The organism is Actinomycetota bacterium (assembly GCA_035759705.1).
In the GTDB taxonomy this organism is placed as follows: Bacteria; Actinomycetota; CADDZG01; order JAHWKV01; family JAHWKV01; genus JAJCYE01.
On record DASTUJ010000172.1, the window covers coordinates 12,133 to 29,404 of the forward strand.

Here is a 17,272-nt window from a genome sequence, read left to right on the forward strand (position 1 = left end):
GTCCCGGCCGCTTCGCTCACCTGAGCCTCGGATCCATGGAGTCACGCAGGCCGTCGCCGACGAAGATGAAGCCGAGAACGGTGACGACGATGCCGAGACCGGGGAACATCACGAGCCACGGCTGGGTGGTCATGTAGCTCTTTCCCTGGCTGACCATGTAGCCCCAGGAGGCGTTGCCCGTGCTCACGCCGAAGCCGAGGAAGGAGAGGGCCGCCTCCACCAGGATCACCGTGCCGGTGGAGATCATGGCGAACACGATGACCGGCGCCAGGGCGTTGGGGATCACGTGGCGGGTCAGGATCCGAAGGTGCCCGGCGCCCAGCGCCCGGGCGGCCTCTACGTAGTCCGCCTCCTTCACCTGAAGGATGCTGGCGCGAAACAGCCGGGCCACGCTGGCCCAGTTGAACAGGCCGATGGCTATGAACATTGCGAGCAGCCGGGGGAACTCGTTGCCCAGGGCGACGAGCACAATGATCACTCCGACGATGAACGGGAAAGCGAAGAACACGTCCCCGAGGCGGCTGATGACCCCGTCGACCCACTTTCCGAAGTAGCCGGCCAGGGCCCCCAGAGTGAGCCCGATGGCTAGTGAGATGCTGGTCGCCACCATCCCGATGCTGATCGAGATCCGGGACCCGTAGACCACCCGGCTGAAGTAGTCGCGGCCGAGGATGTCGGTGCCGAACCAGTGTTTCGCCGATGGGGGGCGCAGCGACAGCGGCAGGTTCTGCAGCGCCGGGTCGTACGGAGCGATCAGCGGGGCGAAGATCGCGACCAGGCCCAGGGTGAGGATGATGGCGGTCCCGAGGATAGCCAGCTTGTTCTTGCGCAGCCGCCGCCAGACGTCGCCCCAGAGGGTCTGGACGGAGATGTCGCCGCCGCTCCCCGGCAGAACCAGGGCGGTCCCGCTCGGCTTGTGAGCCGCGGCGTGCTCGGCGGCAACCGCCACGCTCTCCCTAACGTGAGGGTCATTCATAACGAATCCTCGGGTCGAGGAATCCGTAGGAGATGTCGACCACCAGGTTCACGACCATGAAGGCCGTTACGAAGATGACCGTTGCCCCGATGATGATCGGGTTGTCGTGGGAGACGATCCCCAGGTAGAGCTGGCGCCCGACCCCCGGCCAGCTGAACACCGTCTCGGTCAGGATCGCCCCGCCGATGAAAGCTCCGAAGTCCAGCCCGAGGTTCGTGACCACCGGGATCATCGCGTTGCGCAACCCGTGTTTATAGGTGACCGCTCGTTTGGAGAGCCCCTTGGCGGCCGCCGTCCGGATGTAGTCCTGCTTCATGACCTCGAGCATGGTGGTCCGGGTCAACCTTGCGGTGACGGCGGTGGAGACCGACGCCAGGACCATCGCCGGCAGGATGTAGCTCCGCAGTCCCTCCGAGACGCCTGAGATGGGCAGGCTGAACGCCGTGTCCTGCAACTGGACGCCGAACAGCATCTGGAGCATGAGGCCGAGCCAGAACACCGGTATGCCGATGAGGATTCCGGTCGACACCGTGACCAGCGTGTCCCAGAACGAGTAGCGCTTCACCGCCGAGATCACCCCCGACACCAGGCCCAGGATCAGCTCCACCACGATCGCCGCCGCGGCCAGCCTCACCGACCAGGGAATGGTTTCGGCCAGGATCCGGCCGACCGGCCGGTTCAGCTGGATCGACGTGCCCAGGTCGCCCTGCGCCAGCGACTTCAGGTACAGGACGTACTGGGTGGTGACCGGCTTGTCGAGGTTGTACCGCTCCCGGATCCTCTGGGCGACCTCGGGGTTCAGGGAGCGGTCGGACCCCAGCGCCTCGGTGGGGTCGCCCGGGAGGATGAACAGGGCGCCGAAAAGCAGCAGGGTTGCCCCGAAGAAGACCAGGACCATCTGGAGCAGCCTTCGGATGATGTATCGGGGCAACCGAGTGCTTTCTTTTTAGTTGTAGCTAGCGGGGGCTAGGGTGCTGCGGTAGCGGTTGGCGTCGGACTCGGAGCGACCGACGGGCTCGCCGCCGGCTGAGTTGCCGCCGGTGTCGCCGACCCGGTGGGGCTGGCCACCCCCGAAGGGGTAGCCGATCCCGACGGGCTCGCCGATTCGGTGGGGGTCTCGTCGGGCGACTCGGAGGCCTCCCCCTTGATGTAGGCGGTTCGCAGCGTCGGGTCCTCGAACGGGTCGATGGCCAGGCCGCCGAACTTGTCCAGCTTCACCAGACGGATCTGCGTCCTCCACCACATCGGGATCAGGGGCATGTCCTCGAGGGCGAGGTCCTCGGCCTCCTGGTAGAGCGCGACACGCGCATCGGACTCGAGCTCGGCCCGGGCCTCGAGAATCAGCTTGTCGTACTCCGGGTTGTTGTAGTTGGGCTTGTTGTCTGAGCTTGTGGAGAACAGCAGTGGGTAGAGGAAGTTGTCCGGAGTTGGGTAGTCCAGGCTCCAGGCCAGGCGGTTCGCACTTGCCGGCGCCCCGCTCTTCATCCAGCCGGTGTAGCCGGCGCTGCCGGTGAACTGGGTGGTGGCCGGGATGGCCTCGACCGGGATCCCGAGCGTCTGGCTGATCTGCTGCGCAACCGCCGCCATCCACTCGTCGTGTCCTGCTCCGGCGTTGAAGTGAAGGGTCAGCTTGTCGAGGTTCACGCCGGACTGCTCGAACAGCTGCTTGGCCCGGTCCGGGTCGTGCTCGCAGTACTCGCAGGGACCGTCCGCTCCGTCGACGCGGGAGCCGGGCATCAGCTCGGGAACGATGGCGGCCGCGGGTGTCCTAAGGCCGAAGAAGACGGCATCGCTGATCGCCTGGCGGTCTATTGAGAGCGAAACCGCCTGGCGGAACAGCTTGTTGTCCATCGGAGCGTGCTGCAGGGTGAAGGCGAGGTAGTCGAACCCGGCCATGTCCCGGATCAGGTAGTTGTCCTCGTTCTGCTGGCGGGCTTCCTGGGTCTTCGGCGGCGGGATACGGGTCCAGTCGAGGTTGCCGGCCTGCCAGTTGACGTAGGCGGTGTCCAGGTCGGCGGTGATCACGAAGTTCACCTGGTCAAGGTATGTCTCGTCTCCGTAGTACTCGTCGTTGCGGACGAGCGTGATCGATTGGTTGTGCTTCCAGGCTTCCTTCAGCTTGAAGGGGCCGTTGCCTATGGGGAACTCGGCCCAGCTGGGCTGCTGTGCGGCCATCGCCTCTTCGGAGGGGATGGGGTAGAAGGGGTTGTGGCCGGCCTTGACCGGGAACTCGGCGTCGGCGGCGGTGAGGGTGAACTTGAGGGTGTAGTCGTCAACTGCTTCGATGCCTTCGACATCCGGAGCGCTGCCGGCAGCGTGCTCGGCGACGCCCTTAACCCCGTCCAGGTGGTAGCCCAGCCCGTCGGGGTTGTTGTACAGGTCGGGGGAGGCGGCGCGGGTTGCACCGCGGACGAAGCTCTCGGCGGTGACTTCCTCGCCGTTGGAGAACTTGGTGCCCTCGCGGAGTTTGAACGTCCACTCGGTGGCGTCGTCGTTGGACTCCCACTCGGTGGCGACCCTGGGCTCCAGGGCTGCGGTTTCCTGGTCGTAACCGACCAGGCCGTCAAAAACCAGGCGGACGATACGTGCATCCTCGGATCCTGAGGAGAGGGGCGGGTCCAGTGAGCCGGGCTCCTGGCTCTCGACCCGTATCTCGCCGCCGCGGGTGGGCTCTTCGCCTCCTGTGGAGCCCCCGTTGTCGTCGTCCCCGCCCGAGTCACCGCACGCGGCGCCCAGCAGGGCAATCAGGAGCAGTACGGCCAGTAGGGCCATGTGCGGGGAGCGGCGCCGCCGCTCGGAGTGGTGGATGGGCGTAGAGGATTTCCGAGCGAGCATGTAGCCTCCCTTGCTGAAGCGAACCGACCGAACATGCGTTACCTACCCAGCGATTTGGGATCTAAGCAATTCGGGTGGAGGTCGGCGCCGTGCGACATTCTTGAACGTGCCGCACGGCGCCGAAGTGGGGTGACCGACGGGATTTGAACCCGCGACATCCCGGACCACAACCGGGTGCTCTACCAGCTGAGCTACGGCCACCATGGGGGTAGATGCTCCGGGCGGAGCACCTTCAAAGCCCCCAAGATGGTAGCACCGCGCCGCCCTGCCTTAAGGCGTTACCCTTCCCGGCATGCGCAAAACTGCTGAGGTCGTGGTCGTCGGCGGCGGGGTGATCGGCTGTTCGGTGGCGTCCGAGCTGGCCCTTGCCGGGGCCGACGTGCTGCTTCTCGAGAGCCGGGAGATCGCACACGGCGCCTCCGGCCGCAACCACGGCCTGGTTTTTTACCCCCAGAATCCCCTGACCGACCCGCTTTACCGCCTGTCGCACGACATCTACCGGGGGATCGCAGCCTCCAGTGAGCTCGACATCTCGCTTGACCCGGATCCGGTGGGGTTCATCATCCTCGTGAGCACCGAGGAGCAGTGGGCCGCCGCGGAGACCGAGGCCAAGGCGTGCGCAGTCGGCGGTATCCGGATCGAACGAATGGACGGCGAACAGCTCCGCGCGGCGGAACCGAACGTCGCCGAGGACCTGCTGGGCGGCTGGTTCATAGAGGACGGCTACCGGCTGGACCCTCGGGCGCTGACGATGGCGCTCGTGCTGAACGCCCGGGCCGCGGGGGCCGAGGTCCGGACCCACGTGGACGTGAAGCAGATCCTGGTGCGTGAGGGCAGGACGGCCGGCGTCGTCTGCGACGACGGCGTGGTCTCGGCCGAAACGGTGGTCCTGGCCGGGGGGCCCTGGTCCCCCAAGCTGGCCCGGTCGGCCGGAGTGGACCTGCCGGTGTCCGGGGCCCGGGGCTGGCTGATGCTCGTGGCGCCCCAGGGCCACATCTGCGACCACCTGCTGGAGTCCTCGGGCTGGCACCTGATGGCCGGCGACCCGGGGCCGAAGATGATCACCGCCGCCGGCTACGGCGAAGGAAGGCTTTCCGAGCCGGACATCGGCCTGTTGATCCAGCCGAGCGCCCACGGGAACCTGCTGGTGGGCGGCTCCCGCATCCCGTCGCTCCGCCAGGACCCGGAGGGCTCCGAGGTCTCTCAGATCATCGCCCGCAAGGCGGTCGCTGCCGTTCCCGCACTGGCCGGCGCCGAGATCCGTGAGGTGTGGTCGGGCGTCCGGCCGATGAGCCGTGACGGCCTGCCCATCTTGGGGTGGGCGCCCGGGGTGGAGGGCCTGTACATCGCCACCGGCCACGGAGGCCAGGGGGTGATGCTGGGGGCCGGGTCGGGCCGCCTGGCGGCAGAGATGATTACCGGAGGCACGCCTTTTACCGACCCCCGACCCTTCGCGGTCGATCGACAGATCTAGGCAAACTCTTAGGAAGTTCTCAATCGGAGTTCAGAACGCCGGACGCATAATTGGTCCCATGAAATCTGCCGCGGCCGTTCGCCGTCTTCCCGCCCGCACCATCGGAACTTTTGCTTTCGCCGCCACCCTGCTTTTCACCCTTCTGGCCCCCGCTCCCGCCCTTGCGCAGTCCCCCACCCCGAGTGAGTCTCCCTCCGCCGGTGAATCCCCCCTAACCGACGCCCGGCCCACCCTGGGCATCCTCGGACTGAGCGCGCCGGACGGCAGGGGAGTGACGGTGGCAAGGGTCGTTCCGAACTCGGGCGCCGACGATGCAGGACTCCAGTCCGGCGACCTGATCACCGACATCGAGGGTAGGAAGCTCGCCACCATAGAGGACCTGACCTCGGCCATCAGCGGGTTCCAGGTCGGCGACACCATCACGTTGACCTACGAGCGGGACGGCCAGAGTCAGACCTCGGAGGCCGAACTTGGATCCAGCCGGGCGAACCGCGGTGCCAACCCGTTCCAGATCCCCAACTTCGAGCCCCGGTTCCCCGAGGACGCCCCCGACGCTCCCAGGAACCCCGACGCTCCCCGGCGACCGGACCGACCCAACCTGAGGACGAGCCCGGTCAACGACACCGACTACCGCCCGGTCATCATCCTGTTCGGCCTGTTGATCACCGCCGCGCTGGTCGCCCTGATCGTGCTGCAGCTTCGAAAGAACCGGCCGGTGAGCGAGACCGTCCAGACCTCGGCCTACGTGCCGCCGGCTGCGGCGACCCACTCCAACCCGCTCGACGTCCTCAAGATGCGCTACGCCAAGGGCGAGATCACCCGTGACGAGTACCTGACGATGTCGTCCGACCTGAACGGCGCAGGGGCACCGGCCGGCGAGAGCCCAACCCAGGAACTCTAGCTTCTAGGAGTTTCGCTCCAGCAGCACGCTCATCCCGTCGGACTGCTGGGACATCCGTCCGAGGAACAGGCTCCCCTTGGCCATCAGGTGCACCCGCTGGGCGTCCCCGGTGGTCAGCCGGCGCAGAGCGTGGGGCAGGTAGCAGACGGCCGAAGCCAGGTGCCCCTGGGTCGGTGAGAACCCGGGCATCCCCTTGGCGGCGGCGAACGCGGCCATCTCGTCCCGGGGGATGTCGCCCCGGCGAACGGCCAGCCCGGCGATCATCTTGTAGTTGCGCTCAGGAACGTTGCCGGAGCCCTGCGGTTCGGTGATCTCCGGGTCGTGGAGCTCGGTGGCAAAGTCGTCGACGTCGGCCATCTTCAGGCCGTTCCGCTCCAGCGGCTCGACCGCCAGGGCCTCCATGATTGCCTGGTTGGAGCCGCCGTGCGCTATCCGGTGGCGCCCCACGGCGTCCAGCCGGATGGAGGGAGACGACCCGTCGTTCGCCTCGATCAGGAAGGCACACCCGCCGACCACGTCCTCCATGACCGGCAGTTCCTTCGCCAGGTGGCCCTGGAACTTCATGCCGAGCTTGGGCAGCGACCCTCCGGCGGCGACGGCAACCCGCTTGAACACGCCGGCCTTCACGAGCGACGCTGCGATGACCAGTGCCGGGATCGGAGCGGCGCAGAAGTTCTTGACGTCGCAGCCCGAAGCCTGACGCAGTCCGGCCACGTCGGCCATGGCTTTGGCCATGTTGCCCCCGCCCCTCTGGTAGCGGTCGCCGACCGCCTCCTCGGCGCAGGAGATGACGTAGTCGATGCTGTCGGGGTCCAGGTCGTTGTCCTCCAGCAGGTGCATCAGCGCCAGGGCTCCGCTGGCCTTGTTGACCAGGTTCTCCAGCATCACGTTGGCGGCGAGAGACTCGTCCTCGGAGTGGGGGCACTGGATGGTGCCGACGATGTTGTCGACCGGCCAGTAGAGGTTTAGCGCTCCGGACGTTCCGGCCTGGCCGGTGATGTCCCGTTTGCCGACCGAAGCCAGCTTGTCCAGGTTGAACCGCTTGGCCAGGGGGTGGGACGACAGGGCGGTCGCAGCCCGGTCGGCGGCGCCGGTGGTGAGGGCGATCAGGTCGAACTCGTCGACTGCGGCCATCAGCCCCAGGAACTCCTCCTCCGGCATGATCTCGCCGTCCGGGCCGTAGCGGGAGGCGCCGTCCATCTCCAGGCGGACGCGGGGCCGCTCGGGCATCTCGCGTGGGTGGATCGCGCCCAGGTACGCCTGGTGTGAGGGGTAGGCCATTGCCTGATCGAAGGAACGCAGGTTGGCGAGGAACTTCGCCTGGACCTCTTCGTTCTTCGGAAGCTCCCGGCTCGGCTTCGAGCCGTGGCGAGCCATCCCGGGCAGGTGCGCCAGCACCTGGGAGGCGGCGGAGATTACTGGTTGGTCGCTCATAGGGCTAATTGTCTCCTGGTTTGAAAACTGTCGGCTTCGAGACGGGGGTGGAGACGGCCTTGAGCGCGGTCTGCACCAGCAGTCTCCGCCACGCCTTCTCCTCCTCCGGCCCCAGGGCCGGATCGCCGGCGGGGTAGGGGATGCCTCTGGTTGGCACTACCCTCGGAGCACCCACCCGAATCGCAATCGGCACGAGGTTGCACAGCAGAGCGGTCGGTATGCCGGACCTCTCCAGCTCTTTCGCAAGCGTTGACCCGCAACGCGTTCCGGTGCCTCAGGTGGAGGTCAGGATCGCAGCCTGGACCCCCTGCTTGCGCAGAGCAGCGGCCCACTCCACGCCGTACCTGGCACCGTCGGCCACCGAGGTGCCGTTGCCGGTGGTGACGAAGTACTCGGCGTACAGGTCTCCGATCGCTCCCTCTTCCTTCAGCTCGCGGGCGACGTCCAGCGGCAGGATGCGGTTGGGATTCTCGTTGGCGACGACCGTCGAGAACCCGCCGTGGACCGACACGTGCGAGCCTTCCTCGATTGCTTCTTCAAGCGGGTAGCGCAGCCATTTGGTGGCGCGGGCCGACTCCAGCCGGCCGGGGTTCCCGGCGGGAACCAGGCCGCCCTCGGTCAGCAGTGCGATCAACGCGTTCGACGGGTCGGAGATCGGGCCGGCCGGGGCGACTGCGCCGAAGTCGGGCATTGGAATTTCGGTGGCGGATCGGTCGCCGGCGAGGCGGGCCAGCGCGAGGTCGACCGCCCGGGAGGCGGCGTTCTTGTCCGCCAGACGGTTTTTTCGGGGGATCGACCCGACGAGGCCGTCCTCGGCGGTCAGTGTCTCGCCCGACGCCAGCTTTTTGACCGCTGCGGCGACCTTTACCAGGGTTGCGCCCATCTCCCGGGCCGTAAGGCCCGTGGCAACGACCGGAGCCGGAGCCGCTTCGGCGACACCGGGGTTCTCGGCGTGCATTGCGGCCAGCGACAGCAGGCCGGCTTTGTGGGCGGCCGCGGCCACCCGGCCGCAGGCGATCCCGTACCGGCCGCTGGTGAAGGCGGGCCCGGCGACCAGCATCTCGGCGCCGGTCTGCTGGATCAACGCCAGGATCTCGCCCGGGGCGCCTTCGTTGGAGGCGGCGTAGTCGTCCCCGCAGAACACCGTGGCGACGATCTGGTGTTCGTCGCCCAACAGCGACGCCAGCTTGCGCCCGGGCCCGGTGGGGGCCTCCCGGACCTCGGGTCCGACCGTGGCCTTCTCCTCCCCGCCTACGCCGGCGAAGAACTGGTTCACGTAGTGGACGATCTTCATTCGGACACCTCCGTAGCGCAGGTTAGGCGGCCGAGGCCGATGGGGCTGAGGCTCCCGTAGATTGCAGCCACCGGCAGGACCATCTCGGCGTTGGCGTCGAGGCCGTTCAGGTCGACGGTTTCTCCGCCCAGCGCTTTGTCGACCGCATCCAGCGTGATCCGCTCGTCGTAGTTGCCGGTGCTGACCATCGCGGTGGCAGTGGTCGGGGGTCCGACTACCGGGGGCCCGGTGCCGTCGGGGCCGCTCATCTCGGCAAAGATGCCGATGCCGACCAGCCCCATGCCCTCCATGGCGTCGATCTTGAGCGAGATGTCGGAGTCGGCGTTGCCGCCCCCCTCCTTGGTGACTATGGCTGCGTCCAGGCCCATTGCGCGGGCCAGCCGGGCGGCGTGGGCGGCGGTGAGCTCCTTCAGCGTCTGGTCGACGGGCTCGGGCGACAGGATCACTCCGCCGAAGACCAGGTCCTTGCCGTCCCGCTCCCGCAGGGCCGCCACCACCGGGTTGTTCTGGTGGACGAACGTCGGGTTCTTCAGCCCCGGGTGGCCGTACTGGCCGCTGACGACGGCTCCGTCGTCGAGCTCGTTGGGATCGATGGCGGTGGGCAGGGAGGTGGCGAGGGTCCGGCCGTAGACGAAGACGTCCTTGAAGGCGCCCTGGGTCTGCAGGTTGACGATTGCGCCTACCCGGGGAAGGTCGGATCCGGTGCCGGGTCTCATCGCCGGCAGTTCCTGGACCTCGTCGGGATCGGATTCGAGCGCCAGGTCGGCCAGCGCCACCGCGACGCGCATCGCGCCGAGCCGCAGCGCTTCGTCGACCTGGGGCCATCCTGCGCCTTCGGCGGGCTCGAACTCGATCACCAGGTTGTTGGTCGACCCCAGGAAGCTGAGCTCGGCGGCCGGGCCCGACATCTGAACCATCCCCTCCTGCGCCCGGGGGAGCTTGCCGGCGACGACCACGGCGACCCCCTTCAGGACGTGCGTCTCGCCGGTGCCCTGGGGGAGCGCCGGGCCGAGGAAGCCGGGGAAAATCCCGCCGCCGCCCGGCCCCTTGGTGCGGGGCTCCAGCGAGTCGAGGATCTTGACGATGCGGACGCTGTCGCCGGGACAGGCCCAGGTCAGCCTGGTCGAAGCCAGCGCCGGGCTCGCCAGCAGGGACTGCAGGTCGTCCTCGGACGCGACAAGCTCCCCGCCGTTCAGCCCGGGGGTGTCCCCGAAGCTCGCCGACCGGACGTTGTGGACGAGTCTTTTCAGGCCGTCAAAGCCGTTTTCTTCTGACACGAGGTCTCCTGCCGAGGGTTGCCTCCCCAGAGATTAACGAAAGTGGTTCTTTAACGCCGAAAGCGCGGCGTGGTGGCCGCACATCCCGTGTACGCCGCCCCCCGGCGGGGTGGAGGAGGAGCAGAGGTAGAGGCCCTCCACCGGGGTCGAGTACGGGTCGATCCGGGGCACCGGCCGGGTGAACAACTGGCGGAGGTCCTGGACCCCGCCGTTGATGTCCCCGCCGACGTAGTTGGCGTTCTCCCGCTCCAGGTCGGCCGGGCTCCGGGTGCACTTGGCGAGGATCAGGTCCTTGAAGCCCGGCGCCTGCCGTTCGATCTGCTCCTCGATGTGGTCGGTCATGTCGACGTCGTAGCCGTTCGGGACGTGGCAGTAGCCCCAGAGCGTGTGTTTGCCCTCGGGCGCCCGGCTGGGGTCGGCCACGCTCTGCTGGGCGATGATGCAGTACGGCCGCCCGACGTGCCGGTTCTCCCAGACCGCCCTCTCCGAGGCGGCGATCTGCTCGAAGGTCCCGCCCAGGTGGACCGTACCCGCCTCCCGGCAGAACCGGTTCCTCCAGGGCACCGGCCCGTCCAGCGCCCAGTCGACCTTGAAGACCGACGGACCGTACCGGTAGCGGCGGAGCAGGAAAAGGTAGGGCTTCGGCAGCCGGTCTCCCGCCATCCGTTCCAGTTGACGGGGGCCGAGGTCGAGCAGCGCCACCTTGTGCGGGGGCAGGTCGTCAAGGCTCTCCACGCGCCGGCCGGTCACCACCTGCCCGCCGTGCGACTCGAGGATCGAGACCATTGCGTTCGCCAGCCTCTGCGTCCCTCCCTTGGCCACGGGCCACCCGACTGCGTGGCCGAGGATCGCCAGGATCAGCCCGAAGCCGCCGGTTGCCAGCTTGTCCAGAGGCAGGATCGAGTGGGCGGATACCCCTGCCATAAGTGCCCGGGCCCTCTCGTCCTCGAACATCGTCGCCAGCCCCTTCGCCGACCTGATGGCGTGGACCCCGAACCGGCCGGCCGAGATCGGGTGCCTGGGCGGCCGGGCCGGGCCGAGGAACTGGTCGACCAGGTGTTTGTACGAGCGCACGAAGGGCGCCATGAGCTTCACGTAGTCGTCGGCGTCCCGGCCGAGGTGCGAGGCGGTTTGGGGAACCGACATCTCGAGGACCGCGGTCCGCCCGTCGTCCAGCGGGTGGGCCACCGGCACGCCGGGCTGCAGCAGTTCCAGCCCGTGCTCCGCCAGGGGGAGCGAGGAGAGGAAGGGCGACGCCAGGGCAAGCGGGTGGATGGCCGAGCAGATGTCGTGGACGAAACCCGGGAGGGTGAGCTCGGCGGAACGCATGCCGCCCCCGGCGGTGTCCTCGGCCTCGATGACCTGCACCGAGAGGCCTCTTTGAGCGAGGGTGATGGCGGCCGCCAGCCCGTTCGGGCCGGAACCAACGACGACGGCATCGAAGCTATCGGACAAGGTGCCTCCAGCCTAGTGCACTCCGCATGTCGTAAGTTGGTAGCGCACCAAGCCACCGACGGAGGAGAGCGATGACGAATCAGAGGGTTGGATTCCAGGGAGAGCCGGGCGCCTACAGCGAGAAGGCGGCCAGGTTTCTGTTTCCCGAGGCCACTCTGGTTCCGTTCAAGTCCTTCCACAAGGTCTTCGAGGCGACCGAGATCAGCGCCATCGACTTCGGAGTGGTGCCCCTGGAAAACTCCCACGCCGGGTCGATCAACGACACATACGACCTGCTGGTCCGGCACGGCGTCCAGATAATCGCCGAGACCATCGTGCGTATCCACCACTGCCTGCTGGCCCCGGAGGGCGTGGAGATCACCGACGTGAACTACGTCTACTCCCACCCCCAGGCCCTGGAGCAGTGCGAGGAGTTCCTCGACAGCTTGAGGGCCGACCGGATCGCGGTCTACGACACAGCCGGCGCCGCCAAGCTGATCGCCGAGGAGGACAAGCCCGGCTCGGCCGCCATCGCGTCGGAGGAGGCCGGTAGCCTCTACGGGCTGAAGGTGCTCGAGCGCGCCATCGAGGACCGGGCGGACAACTCCACCAAGTTCGTGGCGATCAGCCGCAGCGCCACCGATCAGATGGGGCCCCCCGAGAAGACCTCGATCGTTTTTGCGACCAACAACATCCCCGGAGCGCTGTATGCGTGTCTCAAGGAATTTTCAGATCGGAAGTTGAACCTGACGAAGCTGGAGAGCCGGCCTTCGGGCGCAAAGGCGTGGCAGTACCACTTCTACCTCGACTTCGACGCTCCCACCAAAGACCCGGTGGCCCAGGACCTGCTGGCCGCCCTGGCGGCGCAGACCTCGTTCCTGAGGGTGCTGGGCTCGTACCCGCACGCCGCCAGGAGCTAGGCTCCCGATCAGGGAATTAACGCGTTGAAAGGTGCGTTTTAGGCGACATGGCCAAGCTTGCACCGCCCCCGGCCTCGTTCACCGGTCCTGCGCTGAAGACCGCCCGCACCTTCTACCTGATCAACGGCTGCTACACGATCTCCGCATCGCTGATCTGGGGCGTCAACACCCTCTTTCTGCTCGATGCCGGCCTGGACATCTTCGGCACGTTCGTGGCGAACAGCTTCTTCACGGCCGCCATGGTCCTGTTCGAGGTTCCGACCGGGGTGCTGGCCGACACCAAGGGCCGGCGGGCCTCTTTCCTCCTCAGCCTCGCGGTGCTGCTGGGGTCGACCCTTTGGTACGTCGCGATCGCCGCCTCCGGTGGCAGCCTGGTCGCCTTCTGCCTGGCGTCGGTGGTCATGGGGATCGGGTTCACGCTGTACTCGGGTGCGGTAGAGGCGTGGGTGGTCGATGCTCTTAGGGCCGACGGCTACGACGGCCCCCTCGACGGGTTGTTCGCCCGCTCGGCGATCGTCACCGGCGTTGCGATGCTGGTGGGGACGGTGGGAGGAGGTTTTCTCGGGTCGGCCGACCTCTCGCTGCCCTACGTCGTCCGGGCCGTGCTGTTGGGCCTGACCTTCGTCCTATCCCTGTTCGCGATGCACGACCGGGGGTTCACGCCCCGGCCGGTGACGCTCAACCACCTGGCGGAGGAGATGAAAAAAGTCGGGCGGGCGGGCGTCACCTGGAGTTGGGGGGAGCCCCGGATCCGCCTGCTGGTCTGGGCCTCCTTCATCCAGATGGGGTTTCTGATGTGGGGCTGGTACGCCTGGCAGCCGTACTTCCTGGAGCTGCTGGACAACGACGCGGTCTGGGTGGCCGGCGCCATCGCGGCCCTGAGTGCGCTGGGAATGACCGCAGGCAACTCACTCGTGCCGCTTTTCAGCCGGATGTGCGCCAAGCGCAGCACGCTGCTGATCTGGGGAAGCGGGATTTCCAGCCTGGCGCTGATCGGCGTCGGACTGGCCAACTCGTTCTGGCCGGCGCTGGCCGCCCTGATCGTGGCTATGGTTGCCAGCGGCGTCATCGAGCCGGTGAAGCAGGCCTTCTTGCACCAGATAGTGCCGAGCGAGCACCGGGCGACGGTCGTCTCGTTCAACTCGATGTTCGGCAACGGCGGGGGCATCGCCGGCCAGACCGGCCTTGGGGCTCTTGCCCGGAGCTCCGGTATCCCCCGGGGTTACGTGGTCGGAGGGGCCGTGACTCTGCTGGCGCTGCCGATCTTCATGCGGCTGCGCAAGGTCGGTGGAATGTACGACCTCGGGTGCGACCCCGTCGCCCCTCCTCAGACCACCGCCGCACAGGGTCTGCCCGAAATCTGCTGTGTCGACACGAACGCCGGCATACCGGCAGCGGTGGGCGCCCAGAGCGGCGGGCCGTGGACCGACGAGCCGCCCGGGGACCTAGACGGCTGAGTACAGGTTCCAGGTGCCGGGCACGCCCTTCAGCTCGTGCTCGCCGGCGCTTTCGAAAGCAATTCCCGAGCCTGCAATCAGATCCTTGACCGTCGAGGACACCAGGACCCGGCCGCCGGCGGAGAGAGCGGTCACCCGGGCGGCGATGTGGACGGCCAGGCCCGATACGTCGTCGGGGTGAATCTCCACCTCCCCGGCATGCAGTCCGGCGCGCACCGCAATTCCGCTGCTGGCCGCCTCGGCGACAATGGCTTTGGCGCAGGCAACCCCGCGGGCCGGCCCGTCAAAGATAGCCAGAAAGCCGTCACCGATGGTCTTGATCTCCCGGCCCCGGAACCGTTCGAGCTGCCGCCGCACCGATGAATGGTGCTGAGTGAGCAGCTCGCTCCACCGGGCGTCCCCCATCCCGGCCGCCTTCTCGGTCGAGCCGACGATGTCGGTGAAAAGACATGTGGCGAGCACGCGGTCCAAAACCGTGTTGGGGCGGACTCCCGTAACGAACTCTTCGATCTCGTCGAACAGCGGGCCGGTGTCGCCGGCAAAAGGCAGGTGGTCGTAACCGGGCAGCTGAACGTACGTTGCGTTGGGTATCTGCTCGGCCATCCACCTTGCTCCCCGGTAGTTTGCGACCCGATCGCCCTTGCGGTGGATGACGAGGGTTGGGACGTGGATGGTCGGAAGAACCGGCCGGACGTCGATGCCCCCGAACATCTTGATGAGCTGGACCAGTGAGCCCGGGCTTGCCGCGTTGCGCTCGAACCCTCGCCACCACTCGGTGAAGGCCTCGTCCTCGGCCAGAGAGGGTGCGAACACCTCGAGAGCCACCCCGCTGCCCCACCACTCATGGACGAACTCGATGTTCATCTCCAGACCCTCCGGCTCCGGCGCCCATGGATAGTCTTCGGTGGCGGTCGCACGGGCCATGCCCCCGTACAGCACCAGGTGGGAGACCCGCTCAGGATAGGTCGCGGCAAACAGCAGGCACATCGGCACGCCCTCCGAGACCCCGAGCAGCGCCGCTCTCTCGGATCCGGCCGCATCCATGACCGCACGGACGTCGTCCATCCGGGTCTGGAGGTCGGGCAGGTCCGAGACGCGGTCGGACAGCCCGGTCCCCCGCTTGTCGAAGCTGATGAGCCGGGAGAAGGAGGCGATTCGCCGGAATGCGGTCTCCATGAGTGGGTGGCTGGACTGGTAGTCGAGATGCGACACCCAACCGCTGACCAGGACCAGGTCCGGCCCCGAGCCGGCGACGGTGTAGGCGATCGAGATGTCGCCGGAACGTGCGTACCTCACATCCATCGATCCCTCACCCCGTAAAAGGCTTCAGCAGCTCTTCAAGCTGCCGCCGGTGTTCCATCGTTTCAAATTCATGGAGCGGTTGCGAGGCCAGGACGTGCTCGGAGACCCTGCCTCCCATCCGGGTGTATACCGCCGGGTGAATGTCGCCGGTGGCGTCGGTCTCCACCGTGACCGCGACCGCGTCCGGTCCGGCGGCATCCACAAAGTGGGCCAGAGGCTGAATGCTCGCAGCGTAGAGGCCGCCCGGGCGGCGCTCGGCGACGGACGCCAGGTAGGAGCGCTGGTTCCACAGCTCCGGGCCCCGGGTGGCTTCCGAAAGCAGATGGCCGACCAGGTCGTCCGGCGCAACCTCCCGGACGGGCAACTTGACTCCGAAGTGACGTGACGCGATGTGTTCGGCCATCACCCGGGCGTTGTAGCGGAAGCCCTGGACCGCAGCCGAGTTCGAGGGGATGCCGTACTTGTTCAGGCCGCCGGCCGCCTGGGTGGCGCAGCCGGCAAAGTACAGCCCGGGCACCGAAACGCTCTCCCAGAACGGGTTGAGCGCGGGAAGCCGGCCCTCGCTGAAAACTGCCGCCCCCAGTGCGGGAAGATCCTGCATGGGGGTGGTGAACCCGGTGGCCGCGATCACCTCATCCACCTCCAGATTCATCTCTCCCGGGCGGGTGGTCCCGGAGGCCGTCACCCGGTAGCCGCCCGGTTCCCGCCTCTCGACCCGGGTGATCGCAACGTCGAGCAGGACGTTGCCCCCTCCGAACACGTGGTCCTCGTAGGGCTGGAGGTAGCGCGCCCGGGCCCCCACCGCAGCGTGTTCGACCACCGATATCCGCGCCGGCCGCGGCGACGCAAGGATGACCCGGTGGGCAACCGGCAGCATCGCATCGGCCAGCTCGAAGCCCGAGTTGCGCTTGCCGATCACAAACACCGTCTTGTTGCGATAGTGGTCGAGCGGCTTTGTGTCGACGTAGTGGGGTACGTCGTCGAGCCCGGCGCCGGGGGGCTTCCACGGGGTGGTGGTGCCGATCGCCATGATGAGGACCCGGCATGAGTACTCCCCGTCGGTCGTGGTCACAACGAAGCCGTCGTCGGTGCGGGCCGTCGAGGTCCAGCGGCAGCCGTACCGGAACTTCACGCCGCCTCTGCTGGCGAACTCGCTCAGGCCCAGCTCCATCTCCGGTCGGCTGGGAAAGTAGTAGGAGCCGTCCATGAACTGTCGAACCAGGCTGGAGTGGGCCGGCTCGGCTCCCAACAGGCTGTTCCAGTCGTACCACTCGTATTGCCGGGTTCCCGGTTCGGCCGGCGCGTAGGGCTTGGTCCAGGAGATCAGTCGCTGGAACAGAGGGTAGCGCCGGAACATCCCGCCGGGTTTATCGTCCGCGGAGATCGCGGCGTGAGCCACCCCCAACCGGGACAGGCAGTAGCTGGCCTGGAGCCCTCCCGGCCCGCTGCCGACCACGACGCACGGGTAGTCGCCCGGCGGGAAGGGCGCTAGTTCTGCCACAGAAGCGTGTTCTTCAACCTCATGGCCTCGGCTTGCAGCAGGCGGTACATCACCTTCGGGTGTGCATGCAGGAAGGCCTCGGTCGCCGGGCCGGCCAGAACCAGGCACTGGAGCGGGTCGAGCGCGACCACATCGGCGGTCGGTAGCTCTCCCAGCAGCACCGAGATCTCACCGAAGAAGTCTCCCCGGCCGAGCTTGGTGACGTCCTTCCCATCCACCCTCACCATCGCCTCGCCGTCCACGATGATGTGGAACCCGGTTCCGGTGAATCCCCGGCGCAGGATCCGCTGCCCCTGGGCAAACCACTCCTCGGAGAAGGTGTGCGCGGCGGCCTCCAGCTCGGGAAGCGACAGATCCGAGAACAGGGCCAGACTCCCCAGCATCTGGACCAGGCTGCGTTGTGGCTCCATGGGGCTCCTAGAGCAGGCGGGACTTTGAGGAAAGTACATTACGAACCTTGATATAAA

Annotated in this window: 14 protein-coding genes and 1 tRNA gene; 4 read left to right on the plus strand and 11 right to left on the minus strand. The window is 67.4% G+C overall.

Features of this window, described 5'->3' with window-relative positions:
• Nucleotides 1–16: 16 nt before the first annotated feature.
• The 4 genes from VFV09_11690 to VFV09_11705 form a co-directional block, all read right to left on the minus strand.
• Nucleotides 17–976, minus strand: a complete 960-nt coding sequence (locus VFV09_11690) for an ABC transporter permease (GenBank protein ID HEU4868377.1) — start codon at nucleotides 974–976, stop codon at nucleotides 17–19.
• Nucleotides 969–1,907 carry an ABC transporter permease gene (locus tag VFV09_11695; protein ID HEU4868378.1) on the minus strand — a complete coding sequence of 313 codons (939 nt, stop codon included), beginning with the start codon at nucleotides 1,905–1,907 and terminating at the stop codon, nucleotides 969–971. The genes VFV09_11690 and VFV09_11695 overlap by 8 nt, the downstream gene beginning before the upstream one ends.
• Before the next feature lie 35 nt (nucleotides 1,908–1,942).
• Nucleotides 1,943–3,811, minus strand: a complete 1,869-nt coding sequence (locus tag VFV09_11700) for an ABC transporter substrate-binding protein (protein ID HEU4868379.1) — start codon at nucleotides 3,809–3,811, stop codon at nucleotides 1,943–1,945.
• Between the two features lie 125 nt (nucleotides 3,812–3,936).
• Nucleotides 3,937–4,012: transfer RNA gene (locus tag VFV09_11705), tRNA-His, on the minus strand.
• A 91-nt stretch (nucleotides 4,013–4,103) separates the two neighbouring features.
• On the opposite strand from VFV09_11705, the gene VFV09_11710 reads away from it, so the two are divergent.
• Nucleotides 4,104–5,285 (plus strand): FAD-dependent oxidoreductase, encoded by a 1,182-nt coding sequence (locus VFV09_11710; GenBank protein HEU4868380.1) that lies wholly within the window; start codon nucleotides 4,104–4,106, stop codon nucleotides 5,283–5,285.
• Nucleotides 5,286–5,343: 58 nt separating this feature from the next.
• Entirely contained in the window at nucleotides 5,344–6,186 is an 843-nt protein-coding gene (locus tag VFV09_11715; protein HEU4868381.1) for a PDZ domain-containing protein, read from the plus strand.
• 3 nt (nucleotides 6,187–6,189) lie between these two features.
• On the opposite strand, the gene grdC is transcribed toward VFV09_11715, so the two are convergent.
• The 4 genes from grdC to VFV09_11735 are packed head-to-tail and all read right to left on the minus strand — an operon-like array spanning nucleotide 6,190 to nucleotide 11,646.
• On the minus strand, nucleotides 6,190–7,620 hold the full coding sequence (grdC, locus tag VFV09_11720; protein ID HEU4868382.1) for a glycine/sarcosine/betaine reductase complex component C subunit beta: 1,431 nt from the start codon (nucleotides 7,618–7,620) through the stop codon (nucleotides 6,190–6,192).
• A gap of 4 nt (nucleotides 7,621–7,624) precedes the next feature.
• A complete protein-coding gene (locus VFV09_11725) occupies nucleotides 7,625–8,914 on the minus strand; it encodes a glycine/betaine/sarcosine/D-proline family reductase selenoprotein B (GenBank protein HEU4868383.1) in 1,290 nt (429 codons plus the stop codon).
• Nucleotides 8,911–10,191 (minus strand): glycine/sarcosine/betaine reductase component B subunit, encoded by a 1,281-nt coding sequence (locus VFV09_11730; GenBank protein HEU4868384.1) that lies wholly within the window; start codon nucleotides 10,189–10,191, stop codon nucleotides 8,911–8,913. The genes VFV09_11725 and VFV09_11730 overlap by 4 nt, the downstream gene beginning before the upstream one ends.
• A 33-nt stretch (nucleotides 10,192–10,224) precedes the next feature.
• The gene (locus tag VFV09_11735; protein HEU4868385.1) at nucleotides 10,225–11,646 is read right to left on the minus strand and encodes an NAD(P)/FAD-dependent oxidoreductase; all 1,422 of its coding nucleotides are present in this window, start codon (nucleotides 11,644–11,646) and stop codon (nucleotides 10,225–10,227) included.
• Nucleotides 11,647–11,717: 71 nt separating this feature from the next.
• Here VFV09_11735 and pheA point away from each other — a divergent pair, with 71 nt between their 5' ends.
• Complete coding sequence (gene pheA / locus VFV09_11740; protein HEU4868386.1) at nucleotides 11,718–12,545, plus strand: prephenate dehydratase; 828 nt, start codon at nucleotides 11,718–11,720, stop codon at nucleotides 12,543–12,545.
• 47 nt (nucleotides 12,546–12,592) lie between these two features.
• Complete coding sequence (locus VFV09_11745; protein ID HEU4868387.1) at nucleotides 12,593–14,002, plus strand: MFS transporter; 1,410 nt, start codon at nucleotides 12,593–12,595, stop codon at nucleotides 14,000–14,002.
• Here the strand turns inward: VFV09_11745 and VFV09_11750 are convergent.
• From VFV09_11750 to VFV09_11760, 3 genes are read right to left on the minus strand one after another with little or no spacing between them, the layout of a single operon-like run.
• The gene (locus VFV09_11750) at nucleotides 13,991–15,304 is read right to left on the minus strand and encodes an adenylate/guanylate cyclase domain-containing protein (GenBank protein ID HEU4868388.1); all 1,314 of its coding nucleotides are present in this window, start codon (nucleotides 15,302–15,304) and stop codon (nucleotides 13,991–13,993) included. The genes VFV09_11745 and VFV09_11750 overlap by 12 nt on opposite strands.
• A 7-nt stretch (nucleotides 15,305–15,311) precedes the next feature.
• Entirely contained in the window at nucleotides 15,312–16,805 is a 1,494-nt protein-coding gene (locus tag VFV09_11755; GenBank protein ID HEU4868389.1) for an NAD(P)-binding domain-containing protein, read from the minus strand.
• Nucleotides 16,793–17,215: a cyclic nucleotide-binding domain-containing protein gene (locus VFV09_11760; GenBank protein HEU4868390.1), complete on the minus strand. Its 423-nt coding sequence runs from the start codon at nucleotides 17,213–17,215 to the stop codon at nucleotides 16,793–16,795. The genes VFV09_11755 and VFV09_11760 overlap by 13 nt, the downstream gene beginning before the upstream one ends.
• Between the last annotated feature and the right edge of the window lie 57 nt (nucleotides 17,216–17,272).

What these genes read in the sequence shown, in the direction of transcription:
- VFV09_11710 (HEU4868380.1), top strand. Translation starts at nt 4,104, where the DNA reads ATGCGCAAAACTGCTGAGGTCGTGGTCGTCGGCGGCGGGGTGATCGGC.
- VFV09_11700 (HEU4868379.1), bottom strand. Translation starts at nt 3,811, where the DNA reads ATGCTCGCTCGGAAATCCTCTACGCCCATCCACCACTCCGAGCGGCGG.
- VFV09_11715 (HEU4868381.1), top strand. Translation starts at nt 5,344, where the DNA reads ATGAAATCTGCCGCGGCCGTTCGCCGTCTTCCCGCCCGCACCATCGGA.
- VFV09_11750 (HEU4868388.1), bottom strand. Translation starts at nt 15,304, where the DNA reads ATGGATGTGAGGTACGCACGTTCCGGCGACATCTCGATCGCCTACACC.
- VFV09_11760 (HEU4868390.1), bottom strand. Translation starts at nt 17,215, where the DNA reads ATGGAGCCACAACGCAGCCTGGTCCAGATGCTGGGGAGTCTGGCCCTG.
- grdC (HEU4868382.1), bottom strand. Translation starts at nt 7,620, where the DNA reads ATGAGCGACCAACCAGTAATCTCCGCCGCCTCCCAGGTGCTGGCGCAC.
- VFV09_11745 (HEU4868387.1), top strand. Translation starts at nt 12,593, where the DNA reads ATGGCCAAGCTTGCACCGCCCCCGGCCTCGTTCACCGGTCCTGCGCTG.
- pheA (HEU4868386.1), top strand. Translation starts at nt 11,718, where the DNA reads ATGACGAATCAGAGGGTTGGATTCCAGGGAGAGCCGGGCGCCTACAGC.
- VFV09_11690 (HEU4868377.1), bottom strand. Translation starts at nt 976, where the DNA reads ATGAATGACCCTCACGTTAGGGAGAGCGTGGCGGTTGCCGCCGAGCAC.